Consider the following 17,805-nt stretch of genomic DNA (forward strand, 5'->3'; position numbering starts at 1 on the left):
GGGAGGCGAACAAAGGGCATATGAGACAAGCTCCGGTCTCAAGTCTCGACATGGCTATTTGCCAGACCGTTCGCTGGCTATATTCCATTACCTTTTGTCGACGACATTATTGCCATGCCTGCCCCGCTCAAACGCCGCCTGTTTATCTTCCTGTTTATCGTGGTCCTGATCGCCGCGGGCTTTTTCGCCCAGTGGTTCTTCAAGGGCCGTTTTTATGAAAGCACCGACAACGCCTACGTCCAGGGCGAGATCACCCGGGTCTCCAGCCAACTGGGTGCGCGCATCGTCGAGGTGCTGGTGGGCGACAACGAGCACGTGGAAAAAGGCCAACTGCTGGTCAAGCTCGAAGGCGACGACTTCCACCTCGCCGTCGACCGCGCCAACGCCGCCCTGGCCATGCGCGAAGCCGAGCGCGTGCAGGCCCAGAGCAAACTGACCCAGCAAGCCAGCCTGATCGCCGCCGGTGCAGCCAAGGTCTCGTCCAGCCAGGCCACCCTCGGCCGCTCGCAGATCGACCTGAACCGCGCACAAACCCTGCGCAAACCCGGCTATGTCTCCGAAGAACGGGTCACCACCCTCGACGCCGACAACCACATCGCCCGCTCCCAGGTGACCATGGCCCAGGCCGACCTGCAGGGCCAGCGCCAGCAGGTCAACGCCCTGAACGCCGAGATCAAGCGCCTCGACGCGATGATCGCCAACGCCAGGACCGACCTGGCCCAGGCCGAACTGAACCTGACCCGCAGCGAAATCCACGCGCCCATCAGCGGCCTGATCGGCCAGCGTGCCGCGCGCAACGGTCAATACGTACAGGCCGGCGCCTACCTGCTGTCGATCGTCCCGGACCAGGACATCTGGGTGCAGGCCAACTTCAAGGAAACCCAGATCGGCCACATGCAACCCGGGCAAAAGGCCGAGCTGACATTCGACGCCTACAGCGATACTCCAATCGAAGGCCGCGTCGCCAACCTGTTCGGCGCCTCCGGCGCGCAATTCAGCCTGCTGCCGCCGGACAATGCCACGGGCAACTTCACCAAAGTCGTACAACGGATTCCGGTCAAACTGACCTTCGCCGCCGACAACCCGCTGCAAGGCAAAATCCGCCCGGGCATGTCGGTGACGGTCAAAGTGAACATCCAAGACCCGCACGATGGCCGGTGATCAACTGCTGCCGCCGGTAGGCGAACCGAGCCGGCGCGACTGGATCGCGGTCATGAGCGTGATGCTCGGCGCCTTCATGGCAGTGCTCGACATCCAGATCACCAACTCGTCCCTCAAGGACATTCAAGGCGCGCTGTCGGCCACCCTGGAAGAAGGTTCGTGGATTTCCACCTCCTACCTTGTGGCCGAAATCATCATGATCCCCCTCACCGCCTGGCTGGTGCAGCTGCTGTCGGCGCGTCGGCTGGCGGTGTGGGTCTCGGGCGGGTTCCTGATCGCCTCGCTGATGTGCTCCATGGCCTGGAGCCTGGAAAGCATGATCGTATTCCGCGCGCTGCAGGGTTTTACCGGCGGCGCGCTGATCCCCCTGGCGTTCACCCTCACGCTGATCAAGCTGCCCGAACATCACCGCGCCAAAGGCATGGCCATGTTCGCCATGACCGCCACCTTCGCCCCGTCCATCGGCCCGACCATTGGCGGCTGGCTCACGGAAAACTGGGGTTGGGAATACATCTTCTACATCAACATCCCACCGGGCCTGATCATGATCGCCGGGCTGCTGTACGGCCTGGAGAAAAAGGACTCCAACTGGGACTTGCTCAAAAGCACCGACTATCTCGGCATCCTAACCATGGCCGTAGGCCTTGGGTGTTTGCAGGTGTTTCTGGAAGAAGGCCATCGCAAGGATTGGCTGGAATCCAGCCTGATTGTCAGCCTGGGCACCGTCGCCCTGTTGAGCTTGATCACCTTTGTGATCGTGCAGATGTCCAAGCCCAACCCGCTGATCAACCTGCGGATCCTCGGCAATCGCAATTTCGGGCTATCGAGTATTTCGAGCCTGGGGATGGGCGTGGGGTTGTATGGCTCGATTTATCTGCTGCCGCTGTACCTGGCGCAGATCCAGAACTACAACGCCCTGCAAATCGGCGAAGTGATCATGTGGATGGGCGTTCCGCAGCTGTTCCTGATTCCGCTGGTGCCCAAGCTGATGAAGTACGTGTCGCCCAAGTGGCTGTGCACCCTGGGGTTCGGGCTGTTCGGGTTGGCGAGTTTTTCATCGGGGGTGCTGAACCCGGACTTTGCCGGCGACCAGTTCAACCGCATCCAGATCATCCGTGCGCTGGGGCAGCCGTTGATCATGGTGACAATTTCGTTGATTGCCACGGCATACATCATGCAGAAGGACGCGGGGTCGGCGTCGAGCCTGTTCAATATTTTGCGAAACCTGGGCGGGGCGATCGGGATTGCGTTGCTGGCGACGCTGCTGGATGCGCGCACCAAGACCTACTTTGATTACCTGCGTGAGGCGATTGTGCCGACCAATCCGCAGGTGGCAGAGCGCATGGCCAGGCTGACGGAGACGTTTGGGAGTGAGACGGCGGCGTTGGGCAAGTTGAGTGAGATAGCGCATCAGCAGGCGCAGATCATGGCCTACAACGATGCGTTTCACTTTGTGGGGTTGGCGTTGGGGATCAGTATGGTGGCGATCTTGTTGACCAAGGCGTTGCCGGCGGGGCTTAAGGCTGGGGAAGCCCACTGAAATAACCTGTGGCGAGGGAGCTTGTTGTGGCGAGGGAGCTTGCTGCCGCTGGAGTGCGGAGCGCTCCCAGAATTTTGGGGCCGCTTCGCAGCCCAGCGGGAGCAAGCTCCCTCGCCACAAAGAGCTTGAAGATCGTTCCCACGCTCTGCGTGGGAATGCCTCACTGGACGCTCCGCGTCCGCTCTTGGGACGCAGAGCGTCCCGGGCTGCTTTCCCACGCAGAGCGTGGGAACGATCATCAGACCGCCAGCAACCGCTCCCGCAACTTGCCGATCTCATCGCGCATCTGCGCCGCCGCTTCAAACTCCAGATCCCGCGCCAACTGGTACATCTTCTCTTCCAGCTGGCGAATACGCTTGGTGATCTCGCTCGGCGAACGCAATTCCGCTTCGTACTTGGCATTCTCCTCCGCAGCCTTGGCCATACCCTTGCGCTTCTTGCTGCGCGAACCCGGCACCGTTGCGCCTTCCATGATGTCGGCCACATCCTTGAACACACCCTTCGGCGTGATGCCATGCTCCAGGTTGTAGGCAATCTGCTTGTCGCGACGACGCTCGGTCTCGCCAATCGCCCGTTCCATGGAACCGGTAATCCGGTCCGCATACAGAATCGCCCGGCCATTCAGGTTGCGCGCCGCCCGGCCAATGGTCTGGATCAACGAACGCTCAGACCGCAGGAAGCCTTCCTTGTCCGCATCCAGAATCGCCACCAGGGACACTTCCGGCATATCCAGGCCTTCACGCAGCAGGTTGATCCCCACCAGCACATCGAACGCCCCCAGGCGCAGGTCGCGGATGATTTCCACGCGCTCCACGGTGTCGATGTCCGAGTGCAAATAACGCACGCGCACGCCGTGGTCGGCCAGGTAATCGGTCAAGTCTTCGGACATGCGCTTGGTCAGCGTGGTGACCAGCACCCGCTCTTCCAGGGCCACGCGCTTGGTGATCTCCGAGAGCAAGTCATCCACCTGGGTCAGCGCCGGGCGGATTTCGATTTGCGGGTCCACCAGGCCGGTCGGGCGCACCAGTTGCTCAATCACACGCCCGGCATGTTCGGCCTCGTAGTTACCCGGCGTGGCCGAGACAAAAATCGTCTGCGGGCTGATGCCTTCAAACTCGTCAAAACGCATCGGCCGGTTATCCAGCGCCGATGGCAGGCGGAAGCCGTATTCCACCAGGGTCTCTTTACGGGAACGGTCACCTTTGTACATCGCGCCCACCTGCGGCACGCTGACGTGGGACTCGTCGATCACCAGCAAGGCATCGTCCGGCAGGTAATCGAACAAGGTAGGTGGCGCCTGCCCGGACTCGCGGCCCGAGAGGTAGCGCGAGTAGTTTTCGATGCCGTTGCAGTAGCCCAGTTCTAGGATCATCTCCAGGTCGAAGCGGGTGCGCTGTTCCAGGCGCTGGGCTTCCACCAGCTTGTTGTTGGAACGCAGGTATTCCAGGCGCTCCACCAGCTCAGCCTTGATGCCCTCGATGGCGCCCATCAGGGTTTCGCGCGGGGTCACGTAGTGGCTTTTCGGGTAGAAGGTGAAGCGCGGCAGCTTGCGGATCACCTCGCCGGTCAACGGGTCGAAGGCCGACAGGCTCTCGACTTCATCGTCGAACAGCTCGATGCGGATCGCTTCCAGGTCGGATTCCGCCGGGTAGATGTCGATCACATCGCCGCGCACGCGGAAGCTCGCCCGGGCGAAATCTATGTCGTTGCGGGTGTATTGCAGGCTCGTCAGGCGACGCAACAGTTCGCGCTGGTCGAGTTTGTCGCCGCGGTCGACGTGCAGCACCATCTTCAAATAGGTTTCCGGGCTGCCCAGGCCGTAGATGCACGACACCGTGGTGACGATGATCGCGTCTTTACGTTCCAGCAGCGCCTTGGTCGCCGAGAGCCGCATCTGCTCGATGTGGTCGTTGATCGAGGCGTCTTTCTCGATAAAGGTGTCGGACGACGGCACGTAGGCTTCCGGCTGGTAGTAGTCGTAGTAGGAAACGAAGTACTCCACCGCGTTGTTCGGGAAGAACGCCTTGAACTCGCCATACAACTGCGCGGCCAGGGTCTTGTTCGGCGCCAGCACCAGGGTCGGGCGGTTCACCTGGGCGATCACGTTGGCGATGCTGAAAGTCTTGCCGGAGCCGGTCACCCCGAGCAAGGTCTGGTGCGCGAGGCCGGCCTCAATGCCTTCGACCATCAGGCGGATGGCTTCCGGTTGATCGCCGGCAGGCTCGAAACGGGTGACTAGCTGGAAATCCGACATAACGTACCTCTTGAGTCACCCCGGGGCCGGAAAAAGCAACGGGGACGAAAAAGACCGCGACCCGCGACTGTTCGGCGCAGGTTGCAGGAAAAAACCATGATAGCTGTAGAAGTGGAGGCGAATGTGACGGGTTTCAAGGCAATCGTCCTACATGCCGTTGGTCACCCATGTTGCAATAAGACTAACGGTCGGTAAATAAACCGAAAAACTTGGCCGAAAAGCCGTTTCGGCTGTCGCCGTGAGCAGTGATGGCCTCTATACTAGCTCCCCGTTTGTGCACCGCTCTAGTGCATTCGGCTGGAGCGCGACACGTCCCTCCACTCTCTATAGAGCTGCCGCAAAAATGAGCCTGTTCTCCGCTGTCGAAATGGCACCACGCGATCCAATCCTGGGCCTCAACGAAGCATTCAACGCCGATACCCGAACCACCAAGGTGAACCTTGGCGTGGGCGTTTACTGCAACGAGGAGGGGAAGATTCCACTCTTGCGTGCCGTTGCCGAAGCGGAAGCCATTCGCGTGGCGCAACACGCCGCCCGTGGCTACTTGCCGATCGACGGTATTGTCGCCTACGACCAGGCCGTGCAAAAGCTGCTGTTCGGCGCGCAATCGCCGCTGATCAGCTCCGGCCGCGTCATCACCGCCCAAGCGGTCGGCGGCACCGGCGCCCTGAAAATCGGCGCTGACTTCCTCAAGCAACTGCTGCCCAACGCCGTCGTCGCCATCAGCGACCCGAGCTGGGAAAACCACCAGGCGCTGTTCGAAAAAGCCGGCTTCCCGGTGCAAACCTATCGTTACTACGACGCCGCCACCCACGACGTAAACCGCGCCGGCCTGCTGGAAGACCTCAACGCCCTGCCGCCACAGTCCATCGTCGTGCTGCACGCCTGCTGCCACAACCCGACCGGCGTCGACCTGAGCCCGGCCGACTGGCAACAAGTGCTGGACGTGGTCAAGGCGAAAAACCTCGTGCCGTTCCTCGACATGGCCTACCAGGGCTTTGGCGACGGCATCGACGAAGACGCCGCTGCGGTGCGCCTGTTCGCCGAGTCGGGCCTGACCTTCTTTGTGTCCAGCTCGTTCTCCAAGTCGTTCTCGCTGTACGGCGAGCGCGTGGGCGCCCTGTCCATCGTCACCGACTCCAAGGAAGAAAGCGCGCGCATCCTGTCCCAGGTCAAGCGCGTGATCCGCACCAACTACTCCAACCCGCCGACCCACGGCGCGGCGATTGTGGCGGCGGTGCTGAACAACCCTGAGCTGCGTGCCCAGTGGGAAGCGGAACTGGCCGAAATGCGCCTGCGCATTCGCGGCATGCGCGAGCAGATGGTGGCTGACCTGGCCAAGGCGGCTCCGGGCCACGACTTCAGCTTCGTCGGTCGCCAGCGCGGGATGTTCTCCTACTCCGGCCTGAGCGTTGAACAAGTGACACGCCTGCGCAACGAGTTTGGTATCTACGCGCTGGATACCGGTCGTATCTGTGTGGCGGCGTTGAACCAGAAAAACATTGATGCAGTGACCAAGGCCATCGTTCAGGTGCTGTAAGCCTGTTGTGATGCAAAAAAAGGGGAAGCCGGTGGCTTCCCCTTTTTACTGCAACATTCTTTTGTGAACACCGAACCTGTGGCGAGGGGGCTTGTCCCCCGTTGGGCTGCGCAGCGGCCCCAAAAACCTGCCACCGTGAACTTTCTGAATGAATGCGGTGCCTGAATGGGGGCCGCTTCGCGCCCCAGCGGGAGCAAGCTCCCTCGCCACAGGGTGAGCAGATTGCTTCAATAGATGAGTGCATCCCCCCTAAAAATTCGCTGCTTTCAGTCCGCTGCCCCTAGACTGACAGCAAGACAGTCCCCTTCCTTGAGTAGCCTATGAGAAACGACGACCTGGACCTGCGTGCCGACCGCGACGAACTGGACCACTTCACCCCGCGCCCACCACCCGCCAAGCGCCAGAAAAGCCTGGTGCTGCAAGTCGCGCTCGGCGTATTCCTCGGTGGTTTGGCCTTATGGCTGGTGCAACTGGGCGCCGGCGCCCTGATGGCCAAGCTGGCCATGGGCACCTTCCAGTTCGGCGGCTGACAAAGATCAAATGTGGGGGCCGTCGAGCTTTAGCGAGGCCGCGATAGCGGTGGGTCAGGCACCCTCAATATCGACTGTGCCGACGCCTTCGCAGCCTCGCTGAAGCTCGACAGCTCCCACAGGGGATCTACTCCCGCCTTCAGTCCGCGCTCGTGTGGCTGGTTCAACTCGATCCAAGCAGTCCCCCTGCAATTTGGTGGCTGACAAAGATCAAATGTGGGAGCCGTCGAGCTTTAGCGAGGCCGCGATAGCGGTGGGTCAGGCACCCTCAATGTCGACTGTGCCGACGTCATCGCAGCCTCGCTGAAGCTCGACAGCTCCCACAAGGGATCTACTCCCGCCTTCAGTCCGCGCTCGTATGGTTGGTGCAACTCGTGCAAGCAGACACCTGCAATTTGGCGGCTGACAAAGATCAAATGTGGGGGCCGTCGAGCTTTAGCGAGGCCGCGATAGCGGTGGATCAGGCACCCTCAATATCGACTGTGCCGACGCCTTCGCAGCGTCGCTGAAGCTCGACAGCTCCCACAGGGGATCTACTCCCGCCTTCAGTCCGCGCTCGTATGGTTGGTGCAACTCGTGCAAGCAGACACCTGCAATTTGGCGGCTGACAAAGATCAAATGTGGGAGCCGTCGAGCTTTAGCGAGGCCGCGATAGCGGTGGGTCAGGCACCCTCAATATCGACTGTGCCGACGCCTTCGCAGCCTCGCTGAAGCTCGACAGCTCCCACAGGGGATCTACTCCCGCCTTCAGTCCGCGCTCGTGTGGCTGGTTCAACTCGATCCAAGCAGTCCCCCTGCAATTTGGCGGCTGACAAAGACCAAATGTGGGAGCCGTCGAGCTTCAGCGAGGCCGCGATAGCGGTGGGTCAGGCACCATAAATGTCGACTGTGCCGACGCCATCGCAGCCTCGCTGAAGCTCGACAGCTGCTACGGCTACGATGCCAGGGCCAGGCCACGCTCTTCCAGCAACTGCACAAAACTGTTCAGACTCTGCGACACCGTACCCCGGCGCCAGATCAGCCAGGTGTTCAGAATCCGGAACGTATCGGTCAGCGGCCACACACTCACCGCCGTAAACCCCGGCATGCTCTCCAGCATGCTCCGCGGCATCAGCGCCAACCCGGCACCGGCACTCACACACGCGAGCATCCCGTGGTAGGACTCCATCTCAAAGATCTTCCCCGGCACCGCGCCATCCTGTGAAAACCAGCGCTCGAAGTGATGCCGGTACGAACAGTTCGAACGAAACGTGTAGATGCTCTCCCCGCTCACATCCCGCCCCCGGGTGATCGGCGCGTGATGCAACGGCGCAATCACCACCATCTCCTCCTCGAACACCGCCACGCCCTCCAGCGTCGCGTGCAACACCGGCCCATCGACAAACGCCGCCGCCAGCCGCCCCGACAACACACCCTCGATCATCGTGCCGGACGGCCCGGTGGTCAGGTCCAGCTCGACCTTGGCGTGCTTCTGGTTATACGCCGCGAGCAACGCCGGGATACGCACCGCCGCCGTACTCTCCAGCGAGCCCAACGCAAACGCGCCCTGGGGCTCCTCCCCCGCCACCGTCGCCCGGGCCTCTTGCACCAGGTCGAGAATGCGCCGCGCATACCCGAGGAAATTCCACCCGGCTGGCGATAACCGCAGCCGGCTCTTCTCGCGAATAAACAAGTCCACGCCCAGGTCCTGCTCCAATTGCTTGATCCGCGTGGTCAGGTTCGACGGCACCCGATGGATCAACTGCGCGGCAGCGCTGATGCTGCCTTGCTCGGCAACGGCTTTGAAAATTTCCAGCTGGACCAGATCCAATTCATTCTCCAAACGTGAACGTATTGCTTAATATTATTCAGTTTCCGAAAAAGATACAGCCCCGTACGCTGGCCTCCATCCCATTCACTGCGCAGGACGGTGCCATGAACTCCATTTCCTCCCAGACCCACGCGTTGTCGATCAACCCCGCCAACGGTGAAACGGTCGCCAGCTACCCGTACGAAACCGAGGCGCAGCTGGATGCCGCCCTCACCCGCTCGATCAACGCCTTCCGCAACGGGCGCAATACCCCCGTCGCCCAGCGCGCCGAATTACTGCTGGCCCTGGCCAGCACCCTGCGCGACCAGGCCGAAGAAATGGCCCAGATGATCACCCTGGAAATGGGCAAACCCATCGCCCAGGCCCGTGGCGAAATCGAAAAATGCGCGCAACTCGCCGAGTGGTATGCCGCCCACGGCCCAGCCATGCTGGCCCCGGAAGCCACCCTGGTGGACAACGGCACCGCCCAGATCGAATACCGCCCGCTGGGCCCGATCCTCGCTGTAATGCCGTGGAACTTCCCGGTGTGGCAAGTGCTGCGCGGCGCGGTGCCAACCATGCTCAGCGGCAATACCTACGTGCTCAAGCACGCGCCTAACGTGATGGGCAGCGCGTACCTGATGAAACAAGCCTTCCAGCGCGCCGGCTTTGCCGATGGCCTGTTCGAAGTGATCAACGTCACCCAGGACGGCGTGTCCAAAGCCATCGCCGACCCGCGCATCGCCGCCGTGACCCTTACCGGCAGCGTGCGCGCCGGCATGGCCATCGGTTCCCAGGCCGGGGCCGCGCTGAAAAAATGCGTACTGGAGCTGGGCGGCTCCGACCCGTTCATTGTGCTCAACGACGCCAACCTCGACGAAGCCGTGCAAGCCGCCCTGATCGGCCGTTTCCAGAACTCCGGCCAGGTGTGCGCCGCCGCCAAGCGCCTGATCATCGAAGAAGGCGTGGTGGAAGCCTTCACCGCCAAATTCCTCGAAGCCAGCCGCAACCTGGTGATGGGCGACCCGACCGCCACCGAGACCTACATCGGGCCGATGGCCCGCTTCGACCTGCGGGACGAACTCGACGGCCAGGTCCAGGCCACCCTGGCCGAAGGCGCCACCCTTCTGCTGGGCGGCAACAAAGTCGAAGGCGCGGGCAACTATTACGCCCCCACCGTGCTGGCCAACGTCACCGACCAGATGACCTCGTTCAAACAGGAACTGTTCGGGCCGGTCGCCTCCATCATCACCGCCCGCGATGCGGACCACGCCGTGGCCCTCGCCAACGACAGTGAGTTCGGCCTGACCGCCAGTGTGTTCACCACCGACCCAGAGAAGGCACGCAGCATCGCCAACCAGCTGGAAACCGGCGGGATCTTTATCAACGCCTACAGCGTGTCCGATCCCCGGGTCTCGTTTGGTGGTGTGAAAAAGAGCGGCTTCGGGCGGGAGTTGTCGCACTTCGGTGTGCGGGAATTCTGCAACGCGCAGACCGTGTGGCTGAACCGCCGCTAAGGCAAGCGCTGCAAACGATGGCCCGCCCTGCGGGTCATCGTGCTGTCTGGTTCAGCACCGTCACGTACGCACCGAACATATCCGCCATGGCGTCCGCATAGGCGGTGATTTGCGCCTCGGTGCGCGGGCTTCCCGAGAATTCCTTCGCCACCGAACTGAAGGTGGTGGCGATCAAATCGCAGGCCAGGGCGCGGGTGGCTTCAGGCACCTGCGGCAGCAGTTCCAGCATGAACGCCTGGAAAATCTGTTGCCCTTCTGCGCGAACCTCATGGGCTTCGGGCGCATCACGGTACAGTGGCGCGGCGTCGCTCAGGGCGACGCGCATCTGCGCCTCCTCACATTCCGAACGAATAAACGCATGCACCAACGCCCGCAAGCGCTCAAGGGCCGGCTGGCTTACGTCCTGCAGAATGCGGCTGAGCATCTGCGAGGTTTGCTGCCACTCATCCGTCTGCAGCCGAAACAGGATGGCCGCCTTGTTGGGAAAGTACTGGTACACCGACCCCACGCTGACACCGGCCTTTTCCGCGACACGGGCGGTGGTGAAACGGCTGGCGCCTTCCTTGGCCAAAACCTGAATAGCCGCTTCGAGAATGGCCGTCACCAACCCGGTGGATCGCGCCTGTTTGGGCTCTTTGCGTGAGGAAATCTGCGAGGTCTGGCGATCGGTCATGGGGCCTTCCTGCTGCCGTTGGAATGCGAATAGCGAATGTGACGAATTGTTCGCATACTTTAAATGCGACGAATCATTCGCATACTAGCCCGGCGCCTCACGGCGCTCAACCTGCAGCAGGACATCCCCATGAATACGCTTACCTCGGCCCCGATGGCGGCCCTGATTGAACGGCTGTACACACAGGCCGATGCCGCCACCAGCCCCATCATCAACACAGTGACCCACGAAGAACGCGACCGCCTGATGCGCAGCAAGACCGACTACCTGGCACTCTACGGAATGCTGAAAGACCTGTGGTTGCCCGTCTCCCGCGACACCGGCACCCTGCTGTACATGCTCGCACGCAGCAGCAAAGCGCAGGCCATCGTCGAGTTCGGTACTTCGTTCGGCCTGTCCACCCTGCACCTGGCGGCCGCCCTGCGGGACAACGGCGGCGGCACGCTGATCAGCAGCGAGTTCGAGCCCTCGAAGATCGCTCTCGCCCGGCAACACCTGGAGCAAGGCGGCGTGAGCGACCTCGTGGAGATCCGCCAAGGCGATGCTCTGGTTACCCTGGCCACCGGCCTGCCCGACAGCGTCGACCTGCTGCTGCTCGACGGCGCCAAGGCGCTGTATGGCGACGTGTTGAACCTGGTGGAAAGCCGCCTCAAGCCCGGCGCGCTGATCATCGCCGACAACACCGACTACTGCCCCGACTACCTGGCCCGGGTGCGCTCGCCGGCAAACGGCTACCTGTCGGTGCCGATCGGTGACGACGTCGAGCTTTCCGTTCGCCTGGGCTGATGCCCGTCAGAGGATTCAACTCATGTCTGGATTGGTAAGCCCAGTGGTACTGAATTACTGCCCATCACCCTGGCGGTGTTTGTCGGGTTCCTGATCATCGGCATGCAACTGCCGGTGCTGCCGCTGCACCTGCACAACACCTTGGGCATGGACACGCTGGTGGTGGGCGTGGTGATCGGTGCGCAGTTTGCCGGGGCACTGTTGTCGCGGTCCTGGGCCGGCAATTTTGCCGATATGCGCGGCCCCAAGCGTGCCATGCTCGTGGGCATGCTGGTGGCGGCCAGCTCCGGCTTGATCTACCTCGCGTCCCTGGCGTTTGTGGCGTCGCCGGTGGTCTCGGTGTGGGTGTTGCTCGCCGGGCGCGTGGTGCTGGCGCTGGGGGAAAGCCTGATCGTGACCGGCTCGATGGGCTGGGGTGTCGGGTTGGTGGGGCCGCAAAATACCGGCAAGGTCATGGCCTGGATCGGCATCGCAATCTACGCCGCGTTTGCCCTGGGCGCGCCCCTCGGGGTGGCGGTGAATAGCCAGTGGGGGTTCAGCGGGATCGCCGTCGGGACCATGGTGATTCCGCTGCTGGCACTGGCCATCGTCGCCGGAGCGCAAGGCGTTGCGCCCACCAGCCTGCGGCGCACCTCGTTTTTCAAGGTGCTGCGCTCGGTGTGGGTACCGGGGTTGGGCCTGGCCTTTGCAAGCGTCGGGTTTGGCGTGATTACCGCGTTTATCGCGCTGCTGTTTGCCACCAAGGCCTGGAGCAATGCGTCATTGGCGTTTACCGCCTTTGGCCTGGCGTTCATCGGCGCGCGGATTTTCTTTGGGCACCTGCCCGACAAGATCGGCGGTGCCAAGGTCGCGCTGGTGTGCGTGATAATCGAAGCCGCCGGGCAGCTGTTGATCTGGGGCGCGGACAGTGCGTTGACTGCCTACCTGGGCGCGGCGCTGACCGGTTTCGGCTACTCCCTGGCGTTTCCCGGCTTTGGGGTGGAGGCGATAAAGCGCGCGCCGCCCCAATCCCGCAGCCTGGCGATGGGTGCGTATGTGGCGTTCCTGGATATTTCGCTGGGGGTCAGCACCCCGCTGATCGGCGCCTTGGCCGGCGTGGCCGGAGTGGCATCGGTGTACCTGGCGGGCGCAGTGGCCGTGGCGCTGTCGGTGATCGTGGCGCTGGCGTTGCTTTTCAAGGCGCCAGTGGCGGAGCGCGAGGTTTATACTTCGCCACCTCGCCCTTAACTCACATCACCCGAGATTCCCGATGAGCCTTTCCCTGCCCACAACCCCAGCGCGCAAGCCGGTCGCGCCATTGCTGGCGTTTGCCATCCTGCTGTTCGGCGCCGTCTTCCTGCAAAACAGCGTCGGCTCGCGCCAGGTGCTGTTGCTGGTGGTCGGCGCCGCACTGGGCCTGACGCTGTACCACGCGGCTTTCGGCTTCACCTCGGCCTGGCGAGTGTTCATCACCGACCGGCGTGGCGCGGGCTTGCGTGCGCAGATGGTGATGCTGGCGATTGCCGTGGTGCTGTTCTTCCCCGCGCTGGGGGCCGGCACCCTGTTCGGCCAACCCGTGGTCGGGCTGGTGGCGCCGGCCGGGGTTTCGGTGGTGTTCGGGGCATTCATCTTCGGCATCGGCATGCAACTGGGCGGCGGTTGTGCGTCCGGCACCCTGTTCACCGTGGGCGGTGGTAACGCGCGCATGCTGGTGACGCTGTTCTTCTTTATCTGTGGTTCGTTGATCGCGACTCACCACGTCGACTGGTGGTTCTCGCTGCCTTCGTTCCCGGCGGTTTCCATCGTCAAAAGCTTCGGCGTGGTGCCGGCCTTGCTGCTGAGCCTGGCCGTATTTGGCATCATCGCAGCAGTCACCGTGCGCCTGGAAAAAGGTCGTCACGGGCAACTCGAAGCCGGCGTCACCAGCGAACACCAGGGCCTGCGCCGCTTCCTGCGCGGGCCATGGCCATTGGTGTGGGGCGCGATTGGCCTGGCCCTGCTCAACTACGCCACCCTGGCACTGGCCGGGCGGCCATGGGGTATCACTTCGGCGTTCGCCCTGTGGGGCGCCAAGGTTGCCGGCGGGTTGGGCCTGGACGTAGGCAGCTGGGCGTTCTGGCAAATGCCGGGCAATGCCAAAGCGCTGGCGGCGCCGGTGTGGGAAGACGTTACCAGCGTAATGGACATCGGCATCATCCTCGGTGCGCTGTTAGCTGCGGGATTGGCCGGGCGTTTCGCTCCAAGCCTCAAAATTCCGGCACGCTCGCTGCTTGCCGCGGTGATCGGTGGGTTGCTGCTGGGTTATGGCTCGCGCCTGGCGTATGGCTGCAATATCGGCGCGTACTTCAGCGGGATTGCGTCGGGCAGCCTGCATGGCTGGGTGTGGTTGGTGGCGGCGTTTATCGGGAATAGCGTGGGCGTGCGGTTGCGGCCGTTCTTCTTTGCAGGTGAGCGTCCGCAGGTAGCGTTGAGCGGTTGCTGACTGATCGTTCCCACGCTCCGCGTGGGAATGCCGCCAGGGACGCTCTGCGTCCCGCTGTTGGTGACGCGGAGCGTCACGGGATGCATTCCCACGCGGAGCGTGGGAACGAGCAGCATCATCGGCTTTTTGAAATCACTCCGCTCATGTACTCGTTCAAATCGCGAAAGTCCTGAACCTTCCAGGTGAACGGAGACAGCTTCACACCGTTCTCCCGCAACGTTCTGGGAATCAGGTCGCCATTTGGACGAAGAATGACGGACGACACGATAACGCCCGGATAATCACTCAAGCGTTTTTTGAAAGTAGCCGTTGTCAGGTCAGGCGTAGGCGGATTGCTTTTATTCGCCAAGGGTCCCGTGCCTTTGATATCCGCGCCGTGGCACATGGCGCAGCGCTGCAGATAAATGTTTTTCCCGTTAGCGTTGTCCGCAAAGGACAGTGACGTTTGAACCAGCGATAAAATCCCCAGCGACGCGATGAACGACTTTCTTATTTTCATCTTTCCATGTGGCCTTGTTGTAAAAATCCAATATCAACCAACCGAGCGTAAACGACCCGTTATCCACTCGCGACTGTAAGCCAGCACGCGGCCCGACATCGCCGTCGGAAAATGAATAAACCCATGAGCCGCCTGCGGTAACAAAAACACCTCGGACCCCGCCCATCGCTCGGCCATCTGCAGCGTGTCGTCCAGCAACGGGTCCAGCTCCCCCACAAACATCAGCGCTGGCGGCAGCCCGGCTAGGTCGCCATACAACGGTGACAACGGCGGCTGCCGGCGCTGCTCGTCACTCAGGCCCGGCGTCAGCAAACGCAGCGCCTCCACCATGCCCGGCCCGTCCAGCAGCAGCGTTTCGCGTCCTGCCGTGCGCACGCTCGGCGTACCGGTCAAATCGTAGACGCCGTAATACAGCACCGCCCCGCTCACCCGCGCCAGCAATTCGGGCGATTGCTTCAGCGCCAGCAGCGTGGCCGCCGCCAGATGCCCACCGGCAGACTCGCCGACAACGATCACCGGCAGGCCGGCGAACTCCTCACAGTCCGCCAGCAACCAGCGCGCCGTGGCCAGGCAGTCTTCCAGAATCCCTTCGACCGGCGTATTCACCGCCAGCCGGTAATCCACCGACACCACCGCCACCTCGCACGCATTCACCATGGCCACGTTGAGGTCGTCATTCATCTGCGCATTGCCGATCACCCAGCCGCCGCCATGGATATCCAGCACCACGCCTTTGGCCTTGCCCTTCGGCCGGATGATGCGCACCGGCACCGAGCCCACCCGCCGGCTTTCAGCCTGCAGGCCATGCTTGAGCAACTTGTTGCCGGCCACCATCTGGCTGGAGCGCAACAGCGCCTGGATCACCCGGGGCGTCACGCGGTTGCGGATGCGAAAACGCGGCATCCAGGCGAGCTTCTGGTTAAAGCGCTGCATTTGCGCCAGTTCATGTTCTTCAGCAGGCCACAGTGTGTGAGTTCCCAATTCGATATTCCCTCTATCTCTAAAAGAGATGTTCACCTTGGCCAGTGTGCGTGGGCATCATGGCAATGATGTTTCCGCCCTCTGCCCACGCCGCCAGGCTCAGCGGTTATTGCGCAGGATGGAGAAATTCAACGCAGACGCAACGCTGAGCCACACCAGGTATGGGAACAGGATCAGCCCGGTGATCAAATCCAGCCGCACGGTCAGCAGCACCATGGCGGCCACTACCAGCCACAGCAGTGTGATGATCACCATCCCGGCGAAAATCCGGTGGGCGCCGAAGAACACGGGCGTCCACAAGGTGTTGAGCGCGATCTGCGCGGCCCATAGAGCCAGCACGATTTCGCTGCCGGGGATCAGAGTCAGGCGGTAGCCCCCCCAAGCCAGCAGCAGGTAGATGATGGTCCAGGCGACCGGGAACAACCAGTTGGGAGGGGTGAAGCTGGGTTTGACCAGGGTGGCGTACCAGTCGCCCGGTTTGAAGATGATGCCGGTGCTCGCAGCGGCACCGCAGGCCAGAAGAAAAATAAACAACGTCACCATAATCGGTCCTTAGCTGAGAGCAGCTGCCTGGAGATGAAAGCCTTGACGGCGGTTTCAGGGTTGGACGCCCCGCGCAGCAAAAAGTGTATTTTTCTTTGCTCCGTGCCCCGCCACAGATGCCCTAGCTGAACGCGATGTAAACAGGCTGCTGCTCCACCGCCGACTGCTCACAAGCACGGACCAGATCCCGTACACAATAAAGTCGCCAGCCCTTGCCCGCGCCCCACTTGGCAGCCACATCATCAAACGACGCCGCTTCATCCCGCGCGGCCCGCTCCCAATCATCGTGCCCGATATCGGCGATCAAGCGTGTTTGGTAGTCCTTCAAAAAGGGAAGCAAGCCCTGCGCATGATCAACCTCCAGCAGCACAACGTCAGCCGAGTCCAGTTGCTGCCTGGCCGCCTCGACCCAGTCCCGCGCCTGCAACGGCAGCGCGTCCAGCACCGCCTCAAAGGCCGATCCCGACTTGTCGCTGCCCTGAAACGAACCACACCCAATCTCGCCACCCGCCATGTCGCTCTCCTTGATAGTGATTCATACGCGCTGGGTTACTGCCGGCGACTACTTTTCCGGACAGGGATTGAACACTTCCGTCGCCGCCACCGCAGACACATACGGAATTTTCGTACCTGGAATGATCCCGACGGAGTAGGCATTTTTGCCGGTGTCACGCACATAGGTCTTGTCGGTGGTCAGATCGCCCGGCTGGTTCTCACCGAGCAGGTAATCCAGAAACTGGATTTTCACCGGCGTATTGAACTGCCCTTCGGCCGTCAGCGGAATGATCTGAGCAGCCCCCGCCCGAGTGAACGCGAAAAACGCCGCGGCGGCTTCACGGCTGCGGAAGGTTTTCACGCACAGCACATCGCGGGTACGCAGCGTGATAAAGCGCTGATAACGACCACCGGAATAGGTGCTCAGAATCAAGCCATCGTCCACCAGAACGCCCAGCCCCTGAGTGGCACGGCACTGGCCATCGCCGCCATTCTCCGAGCCGTAGGGCAAGTAGCACCAGTTGGTCTGGCTCAGGGCCCGCACCGAACCGGGGGCAATCTGCAGGTCGTGCTCGATTTGCTGCCGGGCTTCGGGTGTTTGATACGGAATGCTGCAGCCGCTGAGGATCAGGGCCAGTAACACGTACAACAGGCGATAAGAGCGCATAGGTTTTCCATAACGGGCACGGCAGGTCGTTGCGCGCGTTGCCAGGGGGGTCATTCCTTTGAAAGCTGCGCAGGTTCTGTCACATTCTACGACAAGTACCTCTCGGCGAAGCTTTATGGAAATACAGATTTCGGAAACGTCCGACTGGCAATTGTTCGCGGCCATCGCCGAAGTGTTGGAGCACGGTTTGAAAGGTGAATGGACCGTAAAGGCCGACGGGCTGGTGGTTCCATTTGCGGGATAAAGGAGACTTTGCGTAGGCCGTAGCACCTTGCTCCATTGCCTACGCTTGCGTCAGAATCCGCCGGCTTGTGCACCTCGGTGGTCATCTCTAAGGTTGCTCGGTCGCTGAAAACTCAGTGATCGGGT

General features: G+C 62.0%; 17 protein-coding genes. 9 read left to right on the forward strand and 8 right to left on the reverse strand.

Annotated features, from left to right (window positions below; genetic code table 11):
- Positions 1–114 precede the first annotated feature (114 nt).
- Positions 115–1,161, forward strand: a complete 1,047-nt coding sequence (locus HX815_RS21855) for an HlyD family secretion protein (protein WP_177028869.1) — start codon at positions 115–117, stop codon at positions 1,159–1,161.
- Positions 1,151–2,701: an MDR family MFS transporter gene (locus HX815_RS21860; protein WP_102368517.1), complete on the forward strand. Its 1,551-nt coding sequence runs from the start codon at positions 1,151–1,153 to the stop codon at positions 2,699–2,701. The genes HX815_RS21855 and HX815_RS21860 overlap by 11 nt, the downstream gene beginning before the upstream one ends.
- Positions 2,702–2,939: 238 nt before the next feature.
- Here HX815_RS21860 and uvrB read toward each other — a convergent pair whose 3' ends face one another.
- On the reverse strand, positions 2,940–4,955 hold the full coding sequence (gene uvrB, locus HX815_RS21865; RefSeq protein WP_008438773.1) for an excinuclease ABC subunit UvrB: 2,016 nt from the start codon (positions 4,953–4,955) through the stop codon (positions 2,940–2,942).
- A 343-nt stretch (positions 4,956–5,298) separates the two neighbouring features.
- On the opposite strand from uvrB, the gene HX815_RS21870 reads away from it, so the two are divergent.
- Positions 5,299–6,495 (forward strand): amino acid aminotransferase, encoded by a 1,197-nt coding sequence (locus tag HX815_RS21870; RefSeq protein WP_008438775.1) that lies wholly within the window; start codon positions 5,299–5,301, stop codon positions 6,493–6,495.
- 320 nt (positions 6,496–6,815) lie between these two features.
- Positions 6,816–7,025, forward strand: coding sequence for a hypothetical protein (locus HX815_RS21875; protein WP_017478782.1), 210 nt, complete (start codon positions 6,816–6,818; stop codon positions 7,023–7,025).
- Positions 7,026–7,959: 934 nt separating this feature from the next.
- Here the strand turns inward: HX815_RS21875 and HX815_RS21880 are convergent.
- Positions 7,960–8,835 (reverse strand): LysR family transcriptional regulator, encoded by an 876-nt coding sequence (locus tag HX815_RS21880; RefSeq protein ID WP_003214475.1) that lies wholly within the window; start codon positions 8,833–8,835, stop codon positions 7,960–7,962.
- A gap of 104 nt (positions 8,836–8,939) precedes the next feature.
- On the opposite strand from HX815_RS21880, the gene HX815_RS21885 reads away from it, so the two are divergent.
- The gene (locus HX815_RS21885; protein WP_102605761.1) at positions 8,940–10,331 is read left to right on the forward strand and encodes an aldehyde dehydrogenase family protein; all 1,392 of its coding nucleotides are present in this window, start codon (positions 8,940–8,942) and stop codon (positions 10,329–10,331) included.
- Positions 10,332–10,365: 34 nt separating this feature from the next.
- Here HX815_RS21885 and HX815_RS21890 read toward each other — a convergent pair whose 3' ends face one another.
- Positions 10,366–11,004 carry a TetR family transcriptional regulator gene (locus HX815_RS21890; RefSeq protein ID WP_087694346.1) on the reverse strand — a complete coding sequence of 213 codons (639 nt, stop codon included), beginning with the start codon at positions 11,002–11,004 and terminating at the stop codon, positions 10,366–10,368.
- A gap of 129 nt (positions 11,005–11,133) precedes the next feature.
- Between HX815_RS21890 and HX815_RS21895 the strand changes: the two genes are divergently transcribed.
- The 3 genes from HX815_RS21895 (at position 11,134) to HX815_RS21905 (ending at position 14,251) form a co-directional block, all read left to right on the forward strand.
- The gene (locus HX815_RS21895) at positions 11,134–11,790 is read left to right on the forward strand and encodes an O-methyltransferase (RefSeq protein ID WP_003214482.1); all 657 of its coding nucleotides are present in this window, start codon (positions 11,134–11,136) and stop codon (positions 11,788–11,790) included.
- Between the two features lie 102 nt (positions 11,791–11,892).
- Positions 11,893–13,017 (forward strand): arabinose transporter, encoded by a 1,125-nt coding sequence (locus HX815_RS21900; protein ID WP_256351168.1) that lies wholly within the window; start codon positions 11,893–11,895, stop codon positions 13,015–13,017.
- 22 nt (positions 13,018–13,039) lie between these two features.
- Complete coding sequence (locus HX815_RS21905) at positions 13,040–14,251, forward strand: YeeE/YedE family protein (RefSeq protein ID WP_177028870.1); 1,212 nt, start codon at positions 13,040–13,042, stop codon at positions 14,249–14,251.
- Positions 14,252–14,366: 115 nt separating this feature from the next.
- On the opposite strand, the gene HX815_RS21910 is transcribed toward HX815_RS21905, so the two are convergent.
- The 5 genes from HX815_RS21910 to HX815_RS21930 form a co-directional block, all read right to left on the reverse strand.
- On the reverse strand, positions 14,367–14,750 hold the full coding sequence (locus HX815_RS21910; RefSeq protein WP_134326064.1) for a cytochrome c: 384 nt from the start codon (positions 14,748–14,750) through the stop codon (positions 14,367–14,369).
- Between the two features lie 33 nt (positions 14,751–14,783).
- The gene (locus HX815_RS21915; protein WP_177028927.1) at positions 14,784–15,683 is read right to left on the reverse strand and encodes an alpha/beta hydrolase; all 900 of its coding nucleotides are present in this window, start codon (positions 15,681–15,683) and stop codon (positions 14,784–14,786) included.
- A 147-nt stretch (positions 15,684–15,830) separates the two neighbouring features.
- A complete protein-coding gene (locus HX815_RS21920) occupies positions 15,831–16,271 on the reverse strand; it encodes a TspO/MBR family protein (protein WP_177028871.1) in 441 nt (146 codons plus the stop codon).
- A 124-nt stretch (positions 16,272–16,395) separates the two neighbouring features.
- Positions 16,396–16,788, reverse strand: a complete 393-nt coding sequence (locus HX815_RS21925; protein WP_008438809.1) for a hypothetical protein — start codon at positions 16,786–16,788, stop codon at positions 16,396–16,398.
- A gap of 48 nt (positions 16,789–16,836) precedes the next feature.
- Entirely contained in the window at positions 16,837–17,436 is a 600-nt protein-coding gene (locus HX815_RS21930) for a hypothetical protein (RefSeq protein ID WP_008438818.1), read from the reverse strand.
- 115 nt (positions 17,437–17,551) lie between these two features.
- On the opposite strand from HX815_RS21930, the gene HX815_RS31730 reads away from it, so the two are divergent.
- Complete coding sequence (locus HX815_RS31730; protein ID WP_256351169.1) at positions 17,552–17,680, forward strand: hypothetical protein; 129 nt, start codon at positions 17,552–17,554, stop codon at positions 17,678–17,680.
- The last annotated feature ends 125 nt before the right edge of the window (positions 17,681–17,805 follow it).

It is taken from the genome of Pseudomonas sp. E6002 (genome assembly GCF_013385565.1).
Lineage (GTDB): Bacteria > Pseudomonadota > Gammaproteobacteria > Pseudomonadales > Pseudomonadaceae > Aquipseudomonas.

Coding starts and splice junctions, on each gene's coding strand:
- HX815_RS21875 (WP_017478782.1), top strand. CDS start 6,816: ATGAGAAACGACGACCTGGACCTGCGTGCCGACCGCGACGAACTGGAC.
- HX815_RS21900 (WP_256351168.1), top strand. CDS start 11,893: ATGCAACTGCCGGTGCTGCCGCTGCACCTGCACAACACCTTGGGCATG.
- HX815_RS21890 (WP_087694346.1), bottom strand. CDS start 11,004: ATGACCGATCGCCAGACCTCGCAGATTTCCTCACGCAAAGAGCCCAAA.
- HX815_RS21905 (WP_177028870.1), top strand. CDS start 13,040: ATGAGCCTTTCCCTGCCCACAACCCCAGCGCGCAAGCCGGTCGCGCCA.
- HX815_RS21930 (WP_008438818.1), bottom strand. CDS start 17,436: ATGCGCTCTTATCGCCTGTTGTACGTGTTACTGGCCCTGATCCTCAGC.
- uvrB (WP_008438773.1), bottom strand. CDS start 4,955: ATGTCGGATTTCCAGCTAGTCACCCGTTTCGAGCCTGCCGGCGATCAA.
- HX815_RS21885 (WP_102605761.1), top strand. CDS start 8,940: ATGAACTCCATTTCCTCCCAGACCCACGCGTTGTCGATCAACCCCGCC.
- HX815_RS21870 (WP_008438775.1), top strand. CDS start 5,299: ATGAGCCTGTTCTCCGCTGTCGAAATGGCACCACGCGATCCAATCCTG.
- HX815_RS21895 (WP_003214482.1), top strand. CDS start 11,134: ATGAATACGCTTACCTCGGCCCCGATGGCGGCCCTGATTGAACGGCTG.
- HX815_RS21910 (WP_134326064.1), bottom strand. CDS start 14,750: ATGAAAATAAGAAAGTCGTTCATCGCGTCGCTGGGGATTTTATCGCTG.
- HX815_RS21915 (WP_177028927.1), bottom strand. CDS start 15,683: ATGCAGCGCTTTAACCAGAAGCTCGCCTGGATGCCGCGTTTTCGCATC.
- HX815_RS21860 (WP_102368517.1), top strand. CDS start 1,151: ATGGCCGGTGATCAACTGCTGCCGCCGGTAGGCGAACCGAGCCGGCGC.
- HX815_RS21925 (WP_008438809.1), bottom strand. CDS start 16,788: ATGGCGGGTGGCGAGATTGGGTGTGGTTCGTTTCAGGGCAGCGACAAG.
- HX815_RS21855 (WP_177028869.1), top strand. CDS start 115: ATGCCTGCCCCGCTCAAACGCCGCCTGTTTATCTTCCTGTTTATCGTG.
- HX815_RS31730 (WP_256351169.1), top strand. CDS start 17,552: ATGGAAATACAGATTTCGGAAACGTCCGACTGGCAATTGTTCGCGGCC.